The organism is Mesorhizobium sp. M0870 (assembly GCF_040319775.1).
Lineage (GTDB): Bacteria > Pseudomonadota > Alphaproteobacteria > Rhizobiales > Rhizobiaceae > Mesorhizobium.
Genome location: NZ_JAMYOI010000004.1, coordinates 1 through 20,047, shown reverse-complemented (window position 1 = coordinate 20,047; position 20,047 = coordinate 1). Strand labels below are relative to the sequence as shown.

The following is a 20,047-nucleotide window of genomic DNA, read 5'->3' as shown; positions in this document are numbered from 1 at the left end:
GTGAGCGGCGCTTTTGCCGTTCCGCTTTTCGCCGCAATTCGTGGTACAAGTCGCGGGAAGGGCTGATTTGGCGCCACCGCAAGGCGTGACTTGGAGAGGGACCATCCTATGAAAAAGACTATGCTCGTCGTCGTGGCGACGGCTGTGCTCGTGAGCGCCTGCACCACCACTGATCCGTATACGGGCGACCAGAAGATTTCCAACACGGCGGCCGGCGCCGGCCTTGGCGCCCTGGCGGGCGCCAGCCTTGGCCTGCTTGCCGGCGGCAATGACCGCCGCAACGCACTGATCGGCGCCGGCATCGGCGCGCTGGCCGGCGGCGCCATCGGCGCCACCATGGACCAGAACGAGGCCGAACTGCGCCGGCAGCTCGAGGGCACCGGTGTCAGCGTCACCCGCAGCGGCGACCAGATCATTCTCAACATGCCGTCCGACATCACCTTCAACTCGGATCAGGATGCGGTGAAGCCCGGCTTCTACCAGGTCCTGAACTCTGTCGCGCTGGTGCTGAAGAAGTTCAAGCAGACCACGGTCGACGTGTTCGGCCACACCGATTCGACCGGTGGCGACCAGCACAATTTCGATCTGTCGCAGCGTCGTGCTTTGGCGGTCGCGAACTATCTGTCCGGTCAGGGCGTGGATCAGCGGCGCTTCGCAGTCACCGGCTTCGGCAAGACACGCCCGGTCGCATCCAATGCCACGGCCGAAGGCCGCGCCCAGAACCGCCGCGTCGAAATCCAGCTGTCGCCGCTCACCTGATCCGTTCGGCAAACCAAGCGAAACGGCTCCCATGGGGCCGTTTTTGTTTGCGCGGATATTGGCGTTGTTGAATTAGCCATTGCTAAAATATAGCTTTCCCGGAGCTATGGAAAGGAATAGCATCATCGCTGTTCCTGAGGGGATGAGGCGGTGTCACTGGCCGCGCAATCAGCATTTTTCCGCCTCGGTCTTGCACGGCCAGATCAGAAATCTGGGAGGAATGCATGACAAGAACAGCCAGCCTTGGGCGCTGCGGCGTCCTCGTTTTGACAGGTTTGGTGGGCGCGTGGCTGAACGTTGCTTCGGCTCGGGCCGAGGACGCCAACAAGGCCGACATCGAAGCCTTGAAAAAATCGCTCGCCAAATATGAGGATTACACCGTCGCCGTCCGCGACCTATATCTGTCGACGGTCGGCTGCGTCTACTACAGCGGAGAAAAGATAGCGGGTGCGATGGACTACCCGAAGGGCGCCATGGGTATCCACTTCGTCAATGTCCCGAGTGTCGGCCAGAAGCTCGACCCGATGCACCCCAATGTGCTGATCTACGAACCGACCAAGAAGGGCTTGCGGCTGGTGGGCGTGGAATGGCTGGTACCTCTGACGCCGGACATCAAGGAGCCCCCGAAGCTGTTTGGCCAAACCTTCATGGGGCCTATGGAGGGGCACTACCCTCTCATCCCGAAGGAGTTCGTCCACTACGACCTGCATGCCTGGCTCGGGGACAATCCGAACGGCATGTTCAGTCCGACGAATCCGAACGTGAAATGCAACAAGGCCGAGTTTCCGATGCTGGAAAAACCGACCAAGATGATGCCTGGGCCGATGTAACGGGCGAGCCAGGCAGGAACCTTTGCCGAGAAGACAAGCCGGATGGCTGGCTTGCCTTTGAAGCGGTCGGGAATCAGACCTTGGCGACGATCCGCATGAAGGCCGGCATGTCATCGCCGAAGCCGACGGTGGAATCATTGTCTTCCTGGTGTCGTTGGCGGGCAGGGCGGCTGTTGTCACGCTGCGGCCTCGTGTCGCCGCGTTCCGGTGCGCGCTGTTCATTGCGATCGGATGATTTGCGGTCGGTGTTTTCCGAACGGATCGCTTCCTTGCGCGAGCGCCGTTCGCCGACGTCGGCGGCTGCGGCCTCGGCCACCGGCTGATCCTCGCGGACTGTTTCCGGTGCCGTGTCTTCGCTGCGCTTGGCGTGGCGTTCGCGCGGTTTGCGCTCGCCGCCCTTTTCCCTGCCGCGATCGTCGTCCTTGCGGCCGGCGCGGCGCGGTGCGCCCTTGCCACGGCGCGGAGCATCATCCTCGCCGCCTTCGCTGGCAACCACCGTCGACAAGTCTCCGTCATGCCATTCGATCTTGTTGCCGATCAGCCGCTCGATGGCGTCGACGTATTTGGTGTCCGACTTGGTCGCGATGGTGAAGGATTTTCCGGAGCGTCCGGCGCGGCCGGTACGGCCGATACGGTGGACATAGTCCTCGGCGTGGATCGGCACGTCATAGTTGAAGACGTGGCTGACATCGGGGATGTCCAAGCCGCGCGCGGCGACGTCGGAAGCGACGAGGTAGCGCAGCTTGCCGTCGCGGAAATTGGCCAGCATCTGCATGCGCGCGCGCTGGTCCATGTCGCCATGCAGCGCACCGGCGTCGAAATCATATTTCAGCAGCGAGCGGAACAGCTCCGCCACTTCGACTTTGCGGTTGCAGAAGATGATGGCGTTCTTCAGCTCCGCGTCTTCGGCCTTGATCAGATTGCGCAGCGTCTCGCGCTTGTCCCACGGCTTGGAGCCGGATTTGACCAGCCGCTGGATGATGTTGGTGGCGGCGGATGCTGCCTTCGAGACCTCGACGCGCACCGGCGCGTGCAGGAATTTCTCGGTCAGCTTGGTGATTTCCGGCGGCATCGTCGCCGAGAAGAACAGCGTCTGCCTGGTGAACGGAATCATTTCGCAGATGCGCTCGATATCGGGGATGAAGCCCATGTCGAGCATGCGGTCCGCTTCGTCGATGACGAGGATCTCGACGCCGTTGAGCAACAGCTTGCCGCGCTCGCGGTGATCGAGCAGGCGGCCGGGCGTCGCGATCAGCACGTCGACGCCGCGCTCCAGCTTCTTGTTCTGTTCGTCGAATGAGACACCGCCGATCAAGAGCGCGATGTTGAGCTTGTGGTTCTTGCCGTAGCGGATGAAATTCTCTTCGACCTGCGCGGCGAGCTCGCGCGTCGGCTCCAGGATCAGCGTGCGCGGCATACGGGCGCGGGCCCGGCCGTTTTCGAGGCGGGTCAGCATCGGCAGCACGAAGGAAGCCGTCTTGCCAGTGCCGGTCTGGGCGATGCCCAAAATATCCTTGCCGAGCAAGGCGTGCGGGATCGCACCAGCCTGGATCGGCGTCGGCTGGGTATAGCCGGCGTCGGTGACTGCGGAAAGGACCTTCGGCGACAGGCCGAGGTCTGCGAAGGTCAACGCTTCTTGAGCGGTCGTGGTGTCTGAGGACAAGTGTTGTTGTCTTTGGCTGGTTCGGGGAAGCGCAACGGCGTCTAATGGCGTCTGTCGCGGCAAGCGCCACGCGCCTGCAAGATTGGTATTGCAATTAGGAGCAAGCCCTCGATTTGTCAACAGAAACGGGCAGCAATGGCACGATTGTGAAGTTGTAACCTTAATCGGGATGCTTAATCGACCTGTCGGTCGCAGCGCCGGCTCAATAGCGGAACTGTTCGGCGAGAATACGCTCGTTCCAGGAATGATTGGGATCGAACAGCAACGTTGCTGTCGCCGTTGGTGATTCTCGCACCGTTACCGAGGTCACCGCCTTGACCTCGGTATGGTCGGCGGCGGCGTTCACCGGCCGCTTTTCCGGCTCGCGGATGTCGAAGCGCACGGTCGCCTTGTTGGAGAGCAGCGCGCCGCGCCAGCGGCGCGGGCGAAACGGGCTGACCGGGGTCAGCGCCAGCAGCGGCGCGTCGAGCGGCAGGATCGGTCCGTGCGCCGAAAGATTGTAGGCGGTGGACCCGGCCGGGGTTGCGATCATGACGCCGTCGCAGTTCAGTTCCTCAAGCCGGACCTGTTCGTCGACGGTGATGCGGATCTTGGCCGTCTGGTACGATTGACGCCACAGCGCCACCTCGTTGATCGCCAGTGCCGAAATCGTTTCGCCTTCCGAGGTCACGGCCAGCATCTCCAGCGGGCGGATCGTTTCGGCGACGGCGGCTTCGAGACGCTCCGTCAGGCCACCGGAACGATACTCGTTCATCAGGAAGCCGATGGTGCCACGGTTCATGCCGTAGACCTTCTTGCCGGTCCCCATCGTGTCGCGCAGGGTCTGCAGCAGGAAGCCGTCACCCCCAAGGGCAACGACGATCCCGGCCTCCTCGACGGAAGACTGGCCATAGCGCGCCGACAGGCTTTCCAGCGCCGTCTTGGCGTCAGCGGTGTCGGACGAGACGAAGGCGATGCGGCTGGCGGCTTTGCTCATGGCTCCCCGATGACGACCAATTGGCAGCGGCAGGGCCGCGCCAGCGTCGGGGTAGCATGGGCGGGGTACGTCTGCAAAGGGAGCCGCCATGCCGGATGGCAACGACATCCCGGATGGCAACGCCATCTGGATGGCAAGGCGACCGCGGGACGGCGGATGCGGACTCGCCGTTCGCGTATCATGTCAAAGGCTACGCGAATGTGATGGTTAAGACCGGCCTTAAAGTCTCGTAAAGCCGGATCGGTCATGTTAGCCGGCAGTGGATGGGTGGCGTGGGGGCTAGCCAGTCGAGGCCGACATATTGCCGGTAACACGCCTGATCATCGTCTTTCTGATGCTGGGAAGCTTCGCGCTGCTCTTTGCCGAACTGGTGCGCCAGTCCGAAGAGACGAGCTTCCGGCCGCAGCCCACGGCGTCGCGCTGTGGCGATGCAGCCGGAGCGCCATGCCCGCAAAGGGCGCTGTAGCGCTGTAACCTGATCATCCTTTCGGATGACCGGCGGCATTGGCGGCCGCTTCGGTGCGCGACATCGCGCGGCAGTTTCTCTCCTTAAAAGCAGTGGCCGGTCGGCCACCGCGAATTGCGGCCGCGAGCATTTCGGCCTCAACGGCCTGACGCGTCCGGCATCGCGGCTAAACCTCTTTCCTGGCTGCTCACTGAGTCACCACCGCATCGGGCGCATCAATGGGCGAGCCATGGCCGTATCCACGATAAGATATTGACTGTATGTTTAGTCATAGTTATTCCTGAGGTCGAGAATTGAGTTGGACAGCCGGGTTCCAGCCGGTGAATGGCCACAATAAAGGGGGGAATATCTTGACTGCCATGCGGCTTGCCGTTGCCGGCGCGCCGCAAATGCGATGTCGACGGCCTTTCTCGTGCCGTCGATCGGCATTGTCGCGGCCATCTTTTCGTCAGCAGGAAACGGACTTGGGGCCGTAGTGCCGCCGGTCCCAACAATGGGAGCATGCAGCATGAACTGGAAACTGACCGCGACGGCCATCGGCCTGTCGTTGCTGACTGTCACGGGCGTGGCCCGTGCCGAAGGCGAGCTCAACATCTACAATTGGGGCAACTACACCAGCCCCGACCTGATCAAGAAGTTCGAAGAGACCTACAAGGTCAAGGTCACCGTCACCGACTATGATTCCAACGACACCGCCTTGGCCAAGGTCCGGCAGGGCGCCTCCGGCTATGACATCGTCGTGCCCTCGGCGAGCGTCGTGCCGGTCTGGATCAGCGAAGGTCTGCTCTTGGAGACCGATCCCAACAAGATGGAAAACTTCAAAAACGTCGATCCCAGATGGGTCGATGTTCCATTCGATCCAGGCCGTAAATATACCGTTCTATGGCAGTGGGGCACGACCGGCATTTCGGTGAACAAGTCGGTTTATGCCGGCGACCCGAACACATCGGCGATCTTCCTCGACCCACCCCCCGAACTCGTCGGCAAGATCAATGTCGTACCCGAAATGGGTGACATCATGTTCCTCGCCATCGCCTACGAGGGTGGCAAATATTGCAGCAGCGACATGCAGATGCTGAAGAAGGTGCATGACAAGCTGGTGGAGGCGAAGGCGAAATGGCTTTCGCTCGATTATGCGGCCGTCGATGGCCTGGGCAGGGGCGACATCGCCGCGGGCGTCAACTGGAACGGCATATCGCTGCGCGAGCGGCTTGAGAACGACAAGATCGTCTATGGCTATCCCAAGGAAGGCTATCCGATCTGGATGGACAATGTCGCTGTCCTCAAGGACGCCAAGAATATCGACAACGCCAAGCTGTTCCAGAACTTCATCATGGATCCGCAGAATGCGGCGCTGATCTCAGCCTTTGCGCGTTATTCGAACGGCATCAAGGGCTCGGAAGCCTTCATGCCCGACGACATGAAGACCGCGCCGGAAGTGAACATCCCCGCTGAGTTCGCCACCAAGGGCCAGTTCATGCAGGCCTGCCCGCCGGATGTGCAGGCGCTCTACACGAAGATCTGGACCGACCTGCAGAAATGACCTGACCCGCGTTTTCCGCGCCGCTGCACGCGGCGCGGTCATCTCCCGTCCATGCCAAACGCGATGCGCAGATCGCAGGAGACTTCCCATGACCGATCTCGACCTTTGCTACATGCCGGCCGGCGAGGCGCTGCGGCTGTTCAAGGCGAAGAAGCTTTCGCCTGTCGAACTGATGCAGGCCACCATCCGCCGCGCAGAGGCAACCAAGGCGACGATCAACTGCTTCACCTTCACGCATTTCGACGAGGCGATGGACCTGGCTGGGAAGGCCGAGGCGAAATACGCCAGGGGCGCCCGGACCGGGGCGCTCGAGGGGTTGCCGATCGGCATCAAGGACGAGAGCTACATCAAGGGCAAGCCGACCTCGCACGGCTCGCTGCTGTCCGGGGATGCGATAGGCGGCCATACCTCGACGATGAACGAGCGCATCATCAAGGCCGGAGGCATTGTCCATGCCCGCACAGCGACGCCTGAATTCAGCTGCGCCGGCTATACCTGGTCGAAACGCTGGGGCGTGACGCGCAATCCGTGGAACCCGGATTTCACACCCGGCGGTTCGTCGGGCGGTGCCGCGGCGACGCTGGCATCCGGCACGTCGTCGATCGCCACCGGTTCGGACATTGCCGGATCGATCCGCATTCCCGCGTCGGCCTGCGGTCTTGTCGGCTTCAAGCCGCCTTACGGGCGCAATCCGGACGAGCCGCCGTTCAACCTCGATTTCTACTGCCACACCGGACCTTTGGCACGAAACGTCGGGGATGCGATCCTGCTGCAGAACGTGATGGCCGGGCCAAGCCCGCTCGACATCGCCACGCTGCGCCCCAAACTGCGCCTGCCCAGCGACTACAAGCCGATCAAGGGCTGGAAGATTGCTTTCTCGATGGACCTCGGTTCTTTCGAAGTGGACGCCGATGTGCGCAAGAACACGCTTGCCGCCTGCGACGTGTTCCGCTCGCTCGGCGCCACGGTCGAGGAAGTCGATCTGGGCTGGGGCGACGACGTGCTCAGGGCGGGCATGGCCTATCTCGAACATCTCTTCGGCGCTTCGCTGTCGCAGCTGCTCAAGGAGCACGGCAAGGACATGACGACCTATGCACGTCAATTCGCCGAGGACGGGCAGAAGTCCAAAGCCACGGATTTTGTCGGAACCCTCGATGTGGCGGCCAGGATGTACCAGACGCTGGGGCCGCTGCTTGAGACTTATGATGTGCTGGTCTGCCCGACCAACGCGCTTCCCTCCGTGCCGGCGGAGTTCGATCAGACCACGGGCACGGTTGAGATCAACGGCAAGCAGGTGAACCCGTCGCTTGGCTGGGTGATGACGACGCCGTTCAACATGATGAGCCGTTGTCCGGTTCTGTCCATCCCTTCGGGCCGGGCGGCAAGCGGCGTGCCGACAGGCATCCAGATCGTTGGCCGCACCTATTGCGATGCCGATGTTTTCCGCGCGGCCATGGCCTATGAGACGGCCAAGGGGCAGTGGTACACAAACGCCGAAACGCGCCCGTCGCTATAACAGGGCGCTGCGGCCCTTGCCGCACCGGTGCTTGATCCGCGGTCTCGGTTGTGGTGAGCCGGCGCCGGACATCTCGAATAGACGGATCCGTGGCGGCGCCGGTGATCGCCGCCAGAAGGTCCGAAAGGAGCTGGACGAAGATGGCGCAACAAAAGGCCGCGGCGGCAAAACGCAAAGGCGCAATGGCGAAGAATGGAAGTGCGGCAAACGATGCCGCGCCGCCCAAGGACCGTCGGCGCGAACGCGGCGAAGCCAGCGTGCAGCGGATCATCGACGCCACCATCGAGCTCATCGCGGAGGAGGGGCTGGCAAGCGTCACCATGCAGCGCATCGCCGAACATGTCGGCTCGTCCAATGCCCTGGTCGTCTTCCATTTTCGCAGCAAGGAGAACCTGTTTCGCGCCGTCCTGCAGTATCTCAGCGATCGCTATGACGAGCTGTGGGTGACGTTGGTGCGGGCGCCCGGCCTGTCTCCGGTTGAGCGGGCCCTGGGCGCGGTCGATTGCGCGCAACGTTTCGCCCGCCAGCACCCGAAATGGGTTTCGGTCTTTGTCGTGTTCTCCAGCGACCGCAAGAGCATGCAGATCTACGACGAGATCGGCCTTCCGAGCGATCTCGCCTACACCGCCGAGGCGCGCGAGCTGCTGATCGAGATTTCGCGCAGCGGCGGTTATACCGGCGTCGACATCGACACGCTGTCGGAGAGCCTGAATTATCTGGTTCATGGCGCCTGGTATTGGGATCATCTCAATCCGTCCAGCCGTGACACCAACGTGCTGCGCAAGACCATGCTGCTCCTGCTGCATCAGGCGTTTCCGCGGCATTTCGAACTGATGCGCTAACCGCTTTCAGGGCTGCCGCAGATGGCAGCCTGCCTGCCGCTTCTGTTCCAGATACTCGTCGACAAGCTGGCGGTAGCGCACCTTGCCGAAGCTGGGGAAATGGCCGCCATGCACCACCGAGACATCGAGGTCGCGCATACACAGCAGCGTGGCGACATAGTCACCGACAACCGAGTGGTAGACGTCGTCGATCAGCGGGCCGTCATAGATGATGTCGCCGGATAACAGGATGCCCGTCCTGTTTTCGTAAAGCGCGATGCCGCCGGGTGAATGGCCGGGCGTGTGGATCACCTCGAAGGCCCGGTCGCCGAGATCGACGATATCGCCATGGTCGAGCAGACGGCCGGCGGGTGCGGGTAAAATGCCGTAGCGCGCCGTGTCCCAGCCTTGCGGCATGCGATCGAACATCTCGTCGGTCGCATAGGTGCCGGCTGCCGTCCATTCGTTGCGCGGATCGGCGAGGATGTCGGCCTCGGCGGCGTGTACGCAGCGGTCCGGAAATTCGTGATGGCAGCCGATATGGTCGAAATGCGTATGGCTGGCGACGCAAATCAGCTTGCGCTCGCTGACCAGCGGCACATGACGCCGAAGGCTGAAATGGCCGAGCCCAGTGTCGAAGAGGAGATCGCGGTCGCGGCCGCGCACATGCCACATGTTGCAGCGGAAGAACGGTTTTATCCATGGCTCGTGGATCAAGGTCACGCCATCGCTCATGCGGATGGTCTCGTACCAGTCTGGTGCCTCGATGACCGCGAGCGTGCCCATTTCAATCCGTCAGCAGAATGATCTGGTCGGTATCGCACGAAACGGCAACCGTGTCGCCCGGCCGGACGGTAGCTATCGCGGGCAGCCTGGCGATGAAGTGAAGCGAGGGGTCTTCGACGGAGACGGCGAGCACGCGTTTGAAGCTGCCCTGGAAAACGATGTCGCTCACTCTGGCAGTACCGAGTTTGACGCTGCCTGCAGCCGTGCCGAGCACAAGATGCTCCGGTCGTATGGCCAGCACAACGCCAGAGCCCACCGGCAAGGCGCCGGGTACCGAGACCGGCCCGACCGGCGTCGCGACAGTGCCTGTCCGGTCCCCGGCCTCCGTGACCGTGCCGGCAAGGATCGTGCTTTCGCCCATGAAGGTCGCCGAAAAGCGTGTCGCCGGCCGTGCGTAGACGCGCTCGGGCGGGCCTTCGTCCTCGATGCGCCCGTCATTCATCACCACGCAATGGTCGGCCAGCGCCATCGCTTCTTCCTGGTCGTGGGTGACGTGGATGAAGGCGGTGCCGACGCGCTTCTGGATTGCTTTCAACTCGTCCTGCATCTGCCGGCGCAATTTGAGGTCGAGCGCGCCGAGCGGCTCGTCGAGCAGAAGCACCGCCGGCTCGATGACCAGCGCCCGCGCCAGAGCTACGCGCTGCCGCTGGCCGCCGGAAAGCTGGTGCGGTTTCTTGTCGAAAGCAGCGGCGAGACCAACCAGGGCCAGCGCCGCGCGCGCCTTTGCCGCCCGCGTCGCGCCATCGACCCCCTGCATGCGCAGGCCGAAGCCGACATTGCTGCCGACACTCATATGCGGGAACAGCGCATAGTCCTGGAACACCGTCGTCGTCGGGCGCTTGGCCGGCGGCACGGACGTGCAGTCCTCGCCACGGATGAACACCTTGCCTTCGCTGGGCGTGACGAAGCCGCCCAGAATGGACAGCAGCGTCGTCTTGCCGGAGCCCGAGGGCCCGAGCAGGATCGTGTAGCTGCCGGGCTCGATCTGCAGCGAAACGTCCTTCAGCACCGTATGCTGGCCGAAGCGATGCGAGACGGAGCGAATATCGACCAAAGGCGCAGTCATGCCTTTCTCCTGCGCAGCAATGTCAATTCGAACAGCACGACCAGCACGATGGAAACGGCGAAAACCAGCGAGCCGACGGCGTTGGTCTTCGGGTTGAGGCCGGAACGCAGCAGGTTCCAGATTTCGACCGGCAGCGTGGTGTCGAAGCGGGTGAGCAGGAAGGAGATCACGAACTCGTCCCAGGAGAAGGTCATCGACAGGAAGAAGCCGGCGAAGATGGCCGGCGCCATGACCGGCACGGTGATCAACAGCAGCACCTTCCATTCCGGCGCGCCGAGGTCGCGCGCGGCGCGTTCGATGTTGATCTGGTGGTCGCCCATCTGGCTGTAGATGATGGCAAAGCACAGCGGCAGGTTGATCACGACATGGCCGATCCCTGCCGCAAGCAGCGATTTCGGCAAGCCGGCCCAGTTGAACAGCACCAGCAGCCCCATGCCGATGATGAGATAGCTGACCGTCAGCGGCAGCGTGATCAGCCCGCGCAGCAGGCCGGAGCCCGGCAGGACGAAACGGGCAAAGCCCCAGGCGGATAGGAAACCGAGCGTGGCGGCGGCGAGCGACGAGATGGACGCCACCAGCAGCGAATTGACCAGCGCCGAGGTCAGCCTGACGTCGGAGAGCACCGCGTCGTACCAGCGCAGCGATGGGCCGGTGAAGGGCGGGATCGGAAACGACGTCGCCTGCAGTGAAAACAGCACCAGCACGATCACCGGCAGGAAGATGAAGCCGTAGATCAGGACGGCGTAGAGCCAGGAGGCGATGCGGACAATCCTGCGCATCTCAGGCCCGCTCGATCTTCAGCCAGCGGGCGCAGGCGAGGTAGGCAATGGTGACCACCGCCATCAGGATGATCGACAGCGCCGAGGCCAGCGGAAAGTCGCCGCGCCGGCCGATCTGCATCATCACCAGCTGCGGCATCAGCAGCTCGTTGTTGCCACCCAGGATCTGCGGCGTGATGTAGTCGCCGATGCACAGCACGAAGGTCAGGAAGGCGCCGACCATGATGCCGGGCAAGGTCAGCGGCAGCACGACATGCAGGAAGGTGCGCACCGGCCCGGCGCCGAGATCGGCGGCTGCCTTGCGGTAGCTCGGGCTGAGTTGCTTGACATTGGCGAAGATCGTCAGCGTCAACAGCATGACGAAGAAATGCACGAAGCCGGTGACGGTGGCGAAACGAGTGTTGGCGAGTTGCAGCGGCTCGCTGAACAGGCCGGAGCCGGTGAGCGCCCGGTTGAGCACGCCATTCTGCGCCAGCACCAGCAGCCAGGAGTAGGAGCGCACGACATAGGAGGTCCAGAACGGCAGCACCGCCAGCATCAGCGCCAGCCGCTGCCAGCGTTCCGGCACCTGTTCGGCGAGAATCCAGGCAAAGGGATAGGCGAGCAGCACGGAGATCACGGTGACGATGGCGGTGACCTGCAGCGAGTTCACCATCGCCTGCCAGTAGGACGGATTGGTGAAGAACTGGCTGTAGTTGGACGCCGTGAAACCGCCGCCCTCATGCGCCGTCAGGCTGGAAAACCCCATGGCGATGAAGGGCAGCACGAAGAACAGCAGCGTCCAGCCGAGCGCCGGCGTGACCAGCGCCCAGGGCAGGGCCGCCCGGGGCAGGGGGTTATTTGCCGAGCTGCTCATGAGCGGTATCGGCTCATTTCGCCTGCAGCATTTCGGTCCACATGTCCTGCATCTTCTTGTCGAGATCGGCGTTCGGCGCCGGATAGGCCTGGGCGCGCGCCAGGAAGCCCGGCTGCTCGTCGAAGCGCAAAACCTTCTTCTGGTCGTCGGTCAGAGCCGCCTTGGTGTTCGCCGGCATGCCCCAGTAGCAGGAGGAGGTGGCAAGGCGCGCCTGGCCCTCCGGGCTCATAATGTACTGGATGAACTTCAGCGCCATGTCCTTGTTCTTGGAATCCTTGAACATGGCCAGCGACTGCGACCACAGCACCGCACCCTCCTTGGGGATGGAGAAGTCGAGCGCCGGGTTTTCCTTGGCCAGGCCCGCCGTCACCCATTCGCCGCCGCCGACCAATATGTCGACCTCGCCGGTCGCAAGCGCCGTCTGGCTGGCGGTCACTTCGCCGACCAGTTTGGCATTGGCCTTCATCTTCAAGAGCTCTTCCTTGAGGGCAGGCAGGTCGGCTTCGGTGAGCTCGGCCGTCTTCTTGCCGATCGCGAGCGCGGCCATGCCGATGACCGGCAGGTAGTAGTCGTAGATGGCGACCTTGCCCTTGTACTTGTCGCCGGTGAGTGCTGCCATCGACTGCATGTCGGCGGGGTCAACCTTGGTCTTGTTGTAGCCGATCGTGTTGTAGCCGAACTTTTCGGTGATGCCGTAGCGCTTGCCGCCGACGACGGTGGAGCCGTCCATCTTCACCTGCGGGAACAGATCGGCCAACGGCAATTTGTCGTCCGGCAATGGCTCGAACAGACCCTTTTCGACGCCGCGCGGCACGTCGATGCTGTCGATCACCATCACGTCCCAATCGCCCGGCTGCGACTGCTCGACGATGGCCAGCCCAGCGCCGGTACCCTCGAACTCCTTGACGTTGACCTTGACGCCATTGGCCTCCTCGAACGGCTGCAGCAAGGCCGGATCGGCATGATCGCACCAGATCAGCGCGTTGAGGTCGGCGGCCTGCGCGCCCGTCGAAAGCAGCAGCGCCGCGGCTGCGGCAGCTGTGCGCAAACGGGTCCTCAGGATGGAAAGCGGATTGCTGGCTGTGTGTGACATCGAGTGTTCTCCCTTGCCTTTGTGGCTTCTTGCAAAAAATTGAACCAATTCTAAAATTGAGTCAATTCTGTTTTTATGGCAAGAGGCTGACATGAGCGGATTGCGGGCAAGGCAAAAGGCAGACCGGCACCGACGCATCATCGAGGCGGCGGCGGAACTGTTTCGCGAGGCCGGCTACGAAGGCGCCAAGATCGAGGCGATCGCCGCCCAGGCCGAGGTCTCGGTCGGCACCATCTACAATTACTATGAAAACAAGGGCGACATCCTCGGCGCCATCGTCTCGCTGGAGGTCAACGAGGTGCTGAATGCCGGTCAGGGCGTCGTCGCCCGGCCGCCGGCCAATGTCGGCGACGCGCTGGACACGCTGATCGGCATCTATATCGAGCATTCGCTGCACTATCTCAGCAAGGAGATGTGGCGGCAGGCGATGGCGATCTCAACGCAACTGCCCGATAGCCCCTTCGGCCAAGCCTACACCGCGCTCGACCGTGCTCTAACCGAACAGATCCGCGCCCTGATCGTCCGCCTGCAAGCGCTCGGCCTTGTGCGGCAGGACATCGACGGGGCAGCGCTCGGCGAACTGATCTTCAACAACATGAACATGATGTTCATCGAATTCGTGAAGCGCGATGCGGCGAGGATTGCGGAATTGCGGGCGGCGGTACGGAGGCAGAACAGGATTCTGGTGGCGGCGATTGCGGTGTGAGTGGCAGGAAAGGGCAGGAGAAAGCGTTGCTTCCGCATAAGACCTGGTTTCAGATGCATGTCGGCTCTTGAGTTGAATTTAAAACCTGATACAACTTATAGGAGCAAAAACGGGGGAGGGGTAAATGGGGACGTTTTCTATCTGGCATTGGGCGATCTTGCTGCTGTTGATCGGCGTGCCTGTTTTCTTTGCTGTTCGATCAGCCGCGAAGCCGTCGCAGAATCCCGAGGCTCTTGTGGGCTTCGGCGGCTGGTTAATGCTGCTGGCGATCGGTCAGAAGTTATCACCGTTGCGCACACTTGCCGACTTCGCCAATTCGGCCGACGGCTACCAGCAACTCATGACCCTCCCGAACGGACCCCTGGCGGTGTATGGCGAACTTGCTCTCAATCTGGCATTTCTGGCGCTTCAGCTGGTTGTGCTCGTTTCGATGCTGCGGCGAAGCCACCGCTTTCCGCAATTGTTTCTGCTCCAGTGGCTGGCGATTCCTGTCGTTTTCATCCTGGACACGATCTGGGTTGCGTCAGTTCTGGGCGTTCCGGTGAGCCTGGTGCTCGCAGGCGATGCGCTGGTGGCCCCGATAGTCTCGTTTGTGCTGACAGGGCTCTGGGTCGCCTACGTCTACAAGTCCGTCAGGGTCCGGAACACGTTCACCGGGGTTGGGGCATCCACCCAGGTCGCGAGCGTGTCATAAAAGACAGCAAACTTGGAATATTTGGAGCATCACGGGCTCGGCGAACTGATGTTCATTGAATCCGTGAAGCGCGAGGGGGGAGAACCCGAACTGCGCGCGGTGATCGGCAGGCAGAATCGGATTCAGGCAGAATCGGATTCAGGCAGACGCGCGTCCTGCATGAGGTGCTGTTAAACGCGTTGCGGGAAGTCACCGGGAAGGAAGTCGAGTTAATCCGGTGGAACATTACTGGGCCGGTGCCTCCTACGGCGGGGTAGAACCGACTGCAAAGGCGACGGCTGTGCCCCATAACGGGTCAAAAAGTTTGGCATCTAAATTGCTCTGACAGGTATGGGGTGGGCGAGAGCCCGTCGCTTCGCAAATGGAGCGGCGGGTCTACTCTACCAGCGACTGTCGAATGGCCACGGCAGCAGAATGTACCCGCTTTTCAGCAGAAGCTGACGGAACAACCGTGCGCACACAAAGTTGGATTGCAGGAAGCACCGCATGCCGGCTTCCGCAGCCCGTTTCGTGTCACCGGCAATGTGGGCGGGACGGGCTGTTTTGCGTTGGTGACTACTTGTGGGTGATCCAATCCAACAGGCCAACGTCGATCTGCTCGCACCCGACATATTCGCGGACCAAGCTCTCAGCCAAATCGCGCCATTGACATTCAGGCACGCTCATATCCCTGACCAGGGCTCGAAATGCAGAGCGAAGAATATCAGCATCGAAGGCGGAGACGGAAGCAGGAGTCGGGCCCGGATCTTCCCACCCCTGGGCCATTTCATCGCGGTGACGTTGGCGAAGGCGCGTGAGCAGTTCGCGTGATGCCTCGATTGCGCGTCGGGAGTGATCCATATCCCGGCGAAATGAGGCAGTTCCGGCCAGGGAATGGTGCCGCAACCGAAAGCTGGTTTCGATAGCCGCGCGTGCGACTTCCATATGCGTTTCAACCATCGCGGCCTCCCTTGCTGCGAAGGGATTTATTTACTCTCTTCTCACGCGTGACCCAAGAAGGATTCAACGTACGGTTTGATACGCAAGGGCCGCGCGCAGATGGGCGCGGATCGCGGCGGCGTCTCTAACGAGCATTCGGGCGTGAGTAAGCTGTTCAAACAAGACGTGCATTCGCGCTCGCTCATGGAATCCGCTGTTACCAAGCTCAACGGGATATTACGGGCGTGAAGCCGGTAACTGCCGAGGTCACCCGTTGGAAGTTGATGGGCCTGGGGGCCTTGGGCGTCACTGGCATGGCTGCGGCGGCGCCGGCCTCGCTTGTCACAGCCTATTGGGCGGATATGTGGCGCGTGCTGCGGGGCGGGTGTTTGATATCACGCGGCAGGGGCCAATGCCTCATCTATTTACCGTGCGGCTCCAACCTTTGGCGGTCGGCCTCAGCGGCATGCCAATCTCGGTCAATCGAACCTTCTGCTGCCTTGTGGAAATATTGAGAACACACGAGCCAGCCTTTAAGGGGTCGAAGCAACAATATGCATGCCCCGATGGTCAGGGGCAGGCTTGTGAGAATGTGTATCCAGAAAGGTGGCTCGAACCGCAACTGAAGCCAAAGAGCAAAGGCAAGGGCCGGGAATGCAACTATCGACATTGAGAAAAATGCAGGCCCATCAGCCGGGTCGGCAAAGGAAAAATCGAGCCCACAGACATCACAACGTGGAGCAAGCTTCAGGTAACCTGCGAACAGGTGTCCCTGCTGACACCGTGGGCACTGGCCCTTGAAACCGGTCAGGATCGGGTTTGTGGTTTCGTTGTAGTCAGTCATGACCGGCAACGCGGCAGACTCGGCATAGTTCCGGTCCGCTGTGGATGGGCGCCCTTAGCGCGATGTCATCCAGGACAGGAGGCGGGAGCTCGACGAACTGCCAATGCGGGTTGGAAAAAGCGGCAGCGTGCCCGCTGCCGGTCGAGGCACCCAAGCCCCGGCCGGTCCGCCTCTGCCCGGAAGTGGGGGCGGCCCCACTGAAACTCCGATTTTTGGTCAAGGGAACCTGGTTCTGAAAATGAAGTTTGGTTGTTAGCTTGGCTTAGCCCCCCGGCCAAGTGGTCTCGAGGCAGGGCCCGTCATTGCTGATCAGTGACGGGCCTTCGCGTTGACGCTGCTACGCCAACCCTCTGCCAATGACGCAACCGCCAAGGCCTTGTTTGGGTCCGACTAAAGCCCGATGCCGAGGCGCAAAGGTCTGACCCCTGAAACAACACAGCCTTTTCGACATTTGGAACGTGGCCGTCGATCATCGTCCCTTCATCGCCGGTTCGTTGATTACCCGCCACGGCTCGCTTGGCGTGGCGGGTAATCATTCACGGAGAGCGCATGCAGCTTGGCCAGATCATTGCGAACGCATTTGCAGCGGGTTTGGTCGCCGTCCTGATAGCAGTCGCGTTCCTGATCTTCGGAAAGCCGCTCTGGCCTGAACGAAACGTCCGGATGGTAATCATCCCGCCCGTCCATCGAATGACGACCACCGCCATTCACAATACGGGACCCGACCTGCCAACCAAGTTTGATTTGAACATTGTGCGGCCGAGACCGCTTACCAATGAAGGGACATGAGGGCTGCCCGATGATTTAGGGGTTCCTAGCGGCAGCGCGCCCCGCGCTGCTGGTCGAAGAAAGGCAACCTTGGTCGGACCCGCGTCGGTACTCACCCAAGTGGTCTGGGCCTACTTCCGATGGAACATCAGGTAATGCTAATGGTTATGGCTTGGCAGGGACCGCCCTCCCGTCCTCCTTGGGGACGCCCGCTGCTGCCGTGAATGGGGCAGCGGGTGGCAGTTCAGAACCGATCCTCAACCACCTCGCTGAACGGCATCACGAGCACCGTTGTGCCGCTCTCGTCCGTGACTTCGAAGCTGCAGTCGAACCAACTGCGCATCGTGTCCATGCGGGTGTTGAAAACGAGATCACGCGCGTTCGCTAACGCATGGCCGCGCACGGCCGCCTCACTTGCCAGCTCGTCGCCCTCGTGGTCGGGGATTAGCCTTCCCCGGCAGCGCACGTTCATGAAGTAGCGCAAGTGCCCCTCTCATTGCTCTCGCTTGATGGGGAACTGGAACACGTTCGAGTATTCCCTCTCGGCATAACCATAGGCCTGTCCTGCGATCGATTCCAGCTTGGCGCGATCCTTCATTAGGATCTGACCACGCGTGTTCTTGATCGCACCGACGCCCTCCAGCATCTGCACCGCAAGGGTCACACCGGGGCGACGCGCGCCCAGCATGATGCTCATGAACTCATGCGTTACAGGCATGTCGTCCTGTTCCAGCCGATCATGGGTCATAAGCAGCCAGCGCGCCAGCCGCTCCTCGATGGAGTAGCCAGCATTGGCATACGCGGTCTGACTGACTTGCACGATGAAGGTATGCACGAAGCGAAGAAGAAGCTCGCGCAGCGTGGCGCTGTGGTCCATCGCCGCCTGAAGCTCGACCGCCCCGATACGGAATGCTTCACCCGCAGCCTGAACCATGCAGGTGTGAGGCGTGCGGTCGACGCCGAGCACGACAGAAATTCCCGCGAGGCCCTCTGATCCGACCATGCCTACCTCAAACCGTCCTTCCTCGGTGTCGGCGACAATCGAGGCAATCCCTCGTTCCGGGAAGGTTACATGCGTGATCTGCTGCTCCGCTTTGAACAAGTGTTCGCGGACCCCCAACGTGACCGGTTCGAGATGCGGCGCGATGAGCGCGAAGTCATCTGGCGACAAAGACGTCAGTAGCCGATTACGGATGTGTGGTTGATGAAGCTGAGCCACGCTCTCGCCTCCCAGTTTGGGGCAAGAGCACCGCACCTCAGCTATCTCTCAGTCGCCTGCGCCCAAAAAGTTAGCAGGCGATGGAGATTTATCCTCCTGAAATCGATCAAAGGCTACATTTAAACGTCTAACCAGCCGTTGGGTACGATTCGTACAATGGCTCCGCTGCTACGTTGCGGGCGGGAAGAGACACGGCGCGCCGGCCTCTTCAAACCGTAAGAACTTTTTGTCGTCGGGTGAAGAACGCACATGAAACCGGATTGCGGCGGCGTCTCTGACTTCCATGCGAACATGAGCAATATCGTCGAGCAGCGCACGCATTCGGGCCCGCTCATGCGCAAGGCTGGCGCGCAGGGCACGTGCTAGCTCCAGGTCATTCAGCACGGTGTCAATGGCGTTCATAGGCGGGTCAAAAGCGAGGCGTAGTTGGTTTCATACCAAGCCATATCACATCCAAGTTACCCTTTAGATGGAACTAAAGTTCTGTCCCGCCGTTGCTTTGGCCGACGTAGGGGGCCTCATGAGCGACATTGCTATTCTGGTCGTCGAAGACGAACCCCTGATCCTGCTCGACCTTGAAACAGCTTTGCAGGAAGCTGGCTTTCTCGTCGTAGGAGTGCCGAATGCCGAAGCCGCCGTGGAGGCGTTTGATGAGGATCCAAGCAAGTTCGCCGGCCGCCTTACGGACATTCGCCTCGGCTCAGGAGAATCTGGGTGGGAAATAGCCAGGCATGTAAGGCGAGGCAACTCAAGCCTACCTGTGGTCTACATCAGCGGCGATAGTGCGGATTTGTGGGGGTCTGAAGGCGTCCCAGACAGCGTGATGATCGTCAAGCCATTCTTCCTCCCCCAGATTATTACGGCGCTGTCGACACTGCTCAATCAGCAACACCCAACAGCAGCGAACGGAGGCGAACCCTCTCATTAGAGCAAGTCGGCGTATTGGAAGGCGAATACTGCTTCAGTGGGCGGATCACTATGTGCACCTACTTCGAAAGCCCCATAGCCCACCCCAGAGACAAGGCTAACGCGAACCCAATACAAACAGCCGCCAAGATCCACATTGTTGCTATCTCCGCTCGTTATGCGGGTAACAATGCAGAAAGCGATCAATGGTTGCACGCGGCCGCGCGGCGCCTTGTCGACGTTGAGCCTCTACAGAACGGTTGTAGGAATTGTCCTTGGGCGGGGCGACTCTTAAAAGGTGTCGCAATGGCAGCAGGTCGAACTCGGCGACGATAGATTTAATTGCTTGAATCTGTCATTTCGCACTGTGCTGGTGCCCCCGGACGGAATCGAACCGCCGACCTTCGGTTTACAAAACCGCTGCTCTACCAGCTGAGCTACAAGGGCACGGCGCTCCGGTTAGCATATTTGTTGCGCCAGTAAAGACAAAACTCCATTTTTTCCCGGCATGTCCCATGCGCTGTCGGGGCAGGGCATGCTGAAAAGCGCCGGATCGCTTCCTACATCTAGGGGAGGTGCAATCGCTTCGCGCAGGGGTGTCGCATGATCAGATTTGTCATCATTCTCCCGATCATCTTCGTGGCCTGGATGCTGCTGGTGAAGATCATCAGCGATGTGAAGAAGGCCAATGTCGACTGGACCGGCCTCACCACCATCATCGGCTTCATCGCGCTGGCCTTCTGGCTGCGCCATGTCACGGGGATGGGGTGAGGGAATAGGGGAATAGGGGAATAGGGGAATAGGGGAATAGGGGAATAGGGGAATAGGGGAATAGGGG

General features: G+C 61.3%; 24 protein-coding genes and 1 tRNA gene. 12 read left to right on the top strand and 13 right to left on the bottom strand.

What is annotated here, in order from left to right:
- Positions 1-108 precede the first annotated feature (108 nt).
- Positions 109-759, top strand: coding sequence for a YiaD family glycine zipper/OmpA-like lipoprotein (locus tag NKH97_RS06365; RefSeq protein WP_352439939.1), 651 nt, complete (start codon positions 109-111; stop codon positions 757-759).
- Between the two features lie 224 nt (positions 760-983).
- The gene (locus NKH97_RS06360) at positions 984-1,589 is read left to right on the top strand and encodes a hypothetical protein (protein ID WP_127291379.1); all 606 of its coding nucleotides are present in this window, start codon (positions 984-986) and stop codon (positions 1,587-1,589) included.
- A gap of 73 nt (positions 1,590-1,662) precedes the next feature.
- Here the strand turns inward: NKH97_RS06360 and NKH97_RS06355 are convergent, their stop codons facing one another.
- Positions 1,663-3,252 carry a DEAD/DEAH box helicase gene (locus tag NKH97_RS06355; RefSeq protein ID WP_352795779.1) on the bottom strand — a complete coding sequence of 530 codons (1,590 nt, stop codon included), beginning with the start codon at positions 3,250-3,252 and terminating at the stop codon, positions 1,663-1,665.
- A 202-nt stretch (positions 3,253-3,454) separates the two neighbouring features.
- A complete protein-coding gene (locus NKH97_RS06350; protein ID WP_023812117.1) occupies positions 3,455-4,228 on the bottom strand; it encodes an NAD kinase in 774 nt (257 codons plus the stop codon).
- 301 nt (positions 4,229-4,529) lie between these two features.
- On the opposite strand from NKH97_RS06350, the gene NKH97_RS06345 reads away from it, so the two are divergent.
- The 4 genes from NKH97_RS06345 to NKH97_RS06330 all read left to right on the top strand — a co-directional run bounded on the left by NKH97_RS06345 (position 4,530) and on the right by NKH97_RS06330 (position 8,595).
- The gene (locus NKH97_RS06345; RefSeq protein ID WP_164748845.1) at positions 4,530-4,694 is read left to right on the top strand and encodes a hypothetical protein; all 165 of its coding nucleotides are present in this window, start codon (positions 4,530-4,532) and stop codon (positions 4,692-4,694) included.
- A 508-nt stretch (positions 4,695-5,202) separates the two neighbouring features.
- A complete protein-coding gene (locus NKH97_RS06340; protein WP_352795778.1) occupies positions 5,203-6,237 on the top strand; it encodes an extracellular solute-binding protein in 1,035 nt (344 codons plus the stop codon).
- An 88-nt stretch (positions 6,238-6,325) separates the two neighbouring features.
- Positions 6,326-7,753, top strand: a complete 1,428-nt coding sequence (locus NKH97_RS06335; protein WP_352552289.1) for an amidase — start codon at positions 6,326-6,328, stop codon at positions 7,751-7,753.
- A gap of 140 nt (positions 7,754-7,893) precedes the next feature.
- The gene (locus tag NKH97_RS06330) at positions 7,894-8,595 is read left to right on the top strand and encodes a TetR/AcrR family transcriptional regulator (protein ID WP_352751394.1); all 702 of its coding nucleotides are present in this window, start codon (positions 7,894-7,896) and stop codon (positions 8,593-8,595) included.
- A gap of 6 nt (positions 8,596-8,601) precedes the next feature.
- Here the strand turns inward: NKH97_RS06330 and NKH97_RS06325 are convergent, their stop codons facing one another.
- From NKH97_RS06325 to NKH97_RS06305, 5 genes are read right to left on the bottom strand one after another with little or no spacing between them, the layout of a single operon-like run.
- Positions 8,602-9,360 carry an MBL fold metallo-hydrolase gene (locus tag NKH97_RS06325; protein ID WP_352629453.1) on the bottom strand — a complete coding sequence of 253 codons (759 nt, stop codon included), beginning with the start codon at positions 9,358-9,360 and terminating at the stop codon, positions 8,602-8,604.
- Between the two features lies 1 nt (position 9,361).
- The gene (locus NKH97_RS06320; RefSeq protein ID WP_352439946.1) at positions 9,362-10,426 is read right to left on the bottom strand and encodes an ABC transporter ATP-binding protein; all 1,065 of its coding nucleotides are present in this window, start codon (positions 10,424-10,426) and stop codon (positions 9,362-9,364) included.
- Complete coding sequence (locus NKH97_RS06315; RefSeq protein WP_352439947.1) at positions 10,423-11,205, bottom strand: ABC transporter permease; 783 nt, start codon at positions 11,203-11,205, stop codon at positions 10,423-10,425. Before NKH97_RS06315 ends, NKH97_RS06320 begins: the two co-directional genes overlap by 4 nt.
- Position 11,206: 1 nt before the next feature.
- On the bottom strand, positions 11,207-12,061 hold the full coding sequence (locus NKH97_RS06310; protein ID WP_352552284.1) for an ABC transporter permease: 855 nt from the start codon (positions 12,059-12,061) through the stop codon (positions 11,207-11,209).
- A 13-nt stretch (positions 12,062-12,074) separates the two neighbouring features.
- Positions 12,075-13,154, bottom strand: coding sequence for a polyamine ABC transporter substrate-binding protein (locus tag NKH97_RS06305; RefSeq protein ID WP_352751402.1), 1,080 nt, complete (start codon positions 13,152-13,154; stop codon positions 12,075-12,077).
- A gap of 91 nt (positions 13,155-13,245) precedes the next feature.
- Here NKH97_RS06305 and NKH97_RS06300 point away from each other — a divergent pair, with 91 nt between their 5' ends.
- Both NKH97_RS06300 and NKH97_RS06295 read left to right on the top strand, forming a co-directional pair.
- Positions 13,246-13,860, top strand: coding sequence for a TetR/AcrR family transcriptional regulator (locus NKH97_RS06300; protein ID WP_352629460.1), 615 nt, complete (start codon positions 13,246-13,248; stop codon positions 13,858-13,860).
- Positions 13,861-13,984: 124 nt separating this feature from the next.
- Positions 13,985-14,554: a DUF2569 family protein gene (locus NKH97_RS06295; RefSeq protein ID WP_352795774.1), complete on the top strand. Its 570-nt coding sequence runs from the start codon at positions 13,985-13,987 to the stop codon at positions 14,552-14,554.
- 555 nt (positions 14,555-15,109) lie between these two features.
- Here NKH97_RS06295 and NKH97_RS06290 read toward each other — a convergent pair.
- A complete protein-coding gene (locus tag NKH97_RS06290; protein WP_352795106.1) occupies positions 15,110-15,493 on the bottom strand; it encodes a hypothetical protein in 384 nt (127 codons plus the stop codon).
- A gap of 224 nt (positions 15,494-15,717) precedes the next feature.
- Here NKH97_RS06290 and NKH97_RS06285 point away from each other — a divergent pair, with 224 nt between their 5' ends.
- Positions 15,718-15,987, top strand: a complete 270-nt coding sequence (locus NKH97_RS06285; RefSeq protein WP_352795107.1) for a DUF1515 family protein — start codon at positions 15,718-15,720, stop codon at positions 15,985-15,987.
- On the opposite strand, the gene NKH97_RS06280 is transcribed toward NKH97_RS06285, so the two are convergent.
- Positions 15,894-16,316 (bottom strand): DUF983 domain-containing protein, encoded by a 423-nt coding sequence (locus tag NKH97_RS06280; RefSeq protein ID WP_127291340.1) that lies wholly within the window; start codon positions 16,314-16,316, stop codon positions 15,894-15,896. The genes NKH97_RS06285 and NKH97_RS06280 overlap by 94 nt on opposite strands.
- A 549-nt stretch (positions 16,317-16,865) precedes the next feature.
- Here NKH97_RS06280 and NKH97_RS06275 point away from each other — a divergent pair.
- Positions 16,866-17,105 (top strand): hypothetical protein, encoded by a 240-nt coding sequence (locus tag NKH97_RS06275; RefSeq protein ID WP_127291337.1) that lies wholly within the window; start codon positions 16,866-16,868, stop codon positions 17,103-17,105.
- 223 nt (positions 17,106-17,328) lie between these two features.
- Here NKH97_RS06275 and NKH97_RS06270 read toward each other — a convergent pair whose 3' ends face one another.
- The 3 genes from NKH97_RS06270 to NKH97_RS06260 all read right to left on the bottom strand — a co-directional run bounded on the left by NKH97_RS06270 (position 17,329) and on the right by NKH97_RS06260 (position 18,705).
- The gene (locus NKH97_RS06270) at positions 17,329-17,568 is read right to left on the bottom strand and encodes a DUF6894 family protein (RefSeq protein ID WP_352795772.1); all 240 of its coding nucleotides are present in this window, start codon (positions 17,566-17,568) and stop codon (positions 17,329-17,331) included.
- Positions 17,569-17,577: 9 nt separating this feature from the next.
- Positions 17,578-18,303, bottom strand: a complete 726-nt coding sequence (locus tag NKH97_RS06265; protein WP_352556254.1) for a Crp/Fnr family transcriptional regulator — start codon at positions 18,301-18,303, stop codon at positions 17,578-17,580.
- 168 nt (positions 18,304-18,471) lie between these two features.
- Positions 18,472-18,705, bottom strand: a complete 234-nt coding sequence (locus NKH97_RS06260) for a hypothetical protein (RefSeq protein WP_352556252.1) — start codon at positions 18,703-18,705, stop codon at positions 18,472-18,474.
- Between the two features lie 118 nt (positions 18,706-18,823).
- Here NKH97_RS06260 and NKH97_RS06255 point away from each other — a divergent pair, with 118 nt between their 5' ends.
- Positions 18,824-19,231 (top strand): response regulator, encoded by a 408-nt coding sequence (locus NKH97_RS06255; protein WP_352795770.1) that lies wholly within the window; start codon positions 18,824-18,826, stop codon positions 19,229-19,231.
- Between the two features lie 349 nt (positions 19,232-19,580).
- On the opposite strand, the gene NKH97_RS06250 is transcribed toward NKH97_RS06255, so the two are convergent.
- Positions 19,581-19,656 (bottom strand) — tRNA-Thr (locus NKH97_RS06250).
- A 156-nt stretch (positions 19,657-19,812) separates the two neighbouring features.
- On the opposite strand from NKH97_RS06250, the gene NKH97_RS06245 reads away from it, so the two are divergent.
- Positions 19,813-19,980, top strand: coding sequence for a hypothetical protein (locus tag NKH97_RS06245; protein ID WP_352795768.1), 168 nt, complete (start codon positions 19,813-19,815; stop codon positions 19,978-19,980).
- Positions 19,981-20,047: the final 67 nt, after the last annotated feature.

Bases quoted from the DNA above. Each gene is read 5' to 3' on its own strand.
- NKH97_RS06365 (WP_352439939.1), top strand. From the start codon at position 109: ATGAAAAAGACTATGCTCGTCGTCGTGGCGACGGCTGTGCTCGTGAGC.
- NKH97_RS06360 (WP_127291379.1), top strand. From the start codon at position 984: ATGACAAGAACAGCCAGCCTTGGGCGCTGCGGCGTCCTCGTTTTGACA.
- NKH97_RS06350 (WP_023812117.1), bottom strand. From the start codon at position 4,228: ATGAGCAAAGCCGCCAGCCGCATCGCCTTCGTCTCGTCCGACACCGCT.
- NKH97_RS06340 (WP_352795778.1), top strand. From the start codon at position 5,203: ATGAACTGGAAACTGACCGCGACGGCCATCGGCCTGTCGTTGCTGACT.
- NKH97_RS06335 (WP_352552289.1), top strand. From the start codon at position 6,326: ATGACCGATCTCGACCTTTGCTACATGCCGGCCGGCGAGGCGCTGCGG.
- NKH97_RS06330 (WP_352751394.1), top strand. From the start codon at position 7,894: ATGGCGCAACAAAAGGCCGCGGCGGCAAAACGCAAAGGCGCAATGGCG.
- NKH97_RS06325 (WP_352629453.1), bottom strand. From the start codon at position 9,360: ATGGGCACGCTCGCGGTCATCGAGGCACCAGACTGGTACGAGACCATC.
- NKH97_RS06320 (WP_352439946.1), bottom strand. From the start codon at position 10,426: ATGACTGCGCCTTTGGTCGATATTCGCTCCGTCTCGCATCGCTTCGGC.
- NKH97_RS06315 (WP_352439947.1), bottom strand. From the start codon at position 11,205: ATGCGCAGGATTGTCCGCATCGCCTCCTGGCTCTACGCCGTCCTGATC.
- NKH97_RS06310 (WP_352552284.1), bottom strand. From the start codon at position 12,061: ATGAGCAGCTCGGCAAATAACCCCCTGCCCCGGGCGGCCCTGCCCTGG.
- NKH97_RS06305 (WP_352751402.1), bottom strand. From the start codon at position 13,154: ATGTCACACACAGCCAGCAATCCGCTTTCCATCCTGAGGACCCGTTTG.
- NKH97_RS06300 (WP_352629460.1), top strand. From the start codon at position 13,246: ATGAGCGGATTGCGGGCAAGGCAAAAGGCAGACCGGCACCGACGCATC.
- NKH97_RS06295 (WP_352795774.1), top strand. From the start codon at position 13,985: ATGGGGACGTTTTCTATCTGGCATTGGGCGATCTTGCTGCTGTTGATC.
- NKH97_RS06290 (WP_352795106.1), bottom strand. From the start codon at position 15,493: ATGGTTGAAACGCATATGGAAGTCGCACGCGCGGCTATCGAAACCAGC.
- NKH97_RS06280 (WP_127291340.1), bottom strand. From the start codon at position 16,316: ATGACTGACTACAACGAAACCACAAACCCGATCCTGACCGGTTTCAAG.
- NKH97_RS06275 (WP_127291337.1), top strand. From the start codon at position 16,866: ATGCAGCTTGGCCAGATCATTGCGAACGCATTTGCAGCGGGTTTGGTC.
- NKH97_RS06260 (WP_352556252.1), bottom strand. From the start codon at position 18,705: ATGAACGCCATTGACACCGTGCTGAATGACCTGGAGCTAGCACGTGCC.
- NKH97_RS06255 (WP_352795770.1), top strand. From the start codon at position 18,824: ATGAGCGACATTGCTATTCTGGTCGTCGAAGACGAACCCCTGATCCTG.
- NKH97_RS06245 (WP_352795768.1), top strand. From the start codon at position 19,813: ATGATCAGATTTGTCATCATTCTCCCGATCATCTTCGTGGCCTGGATG.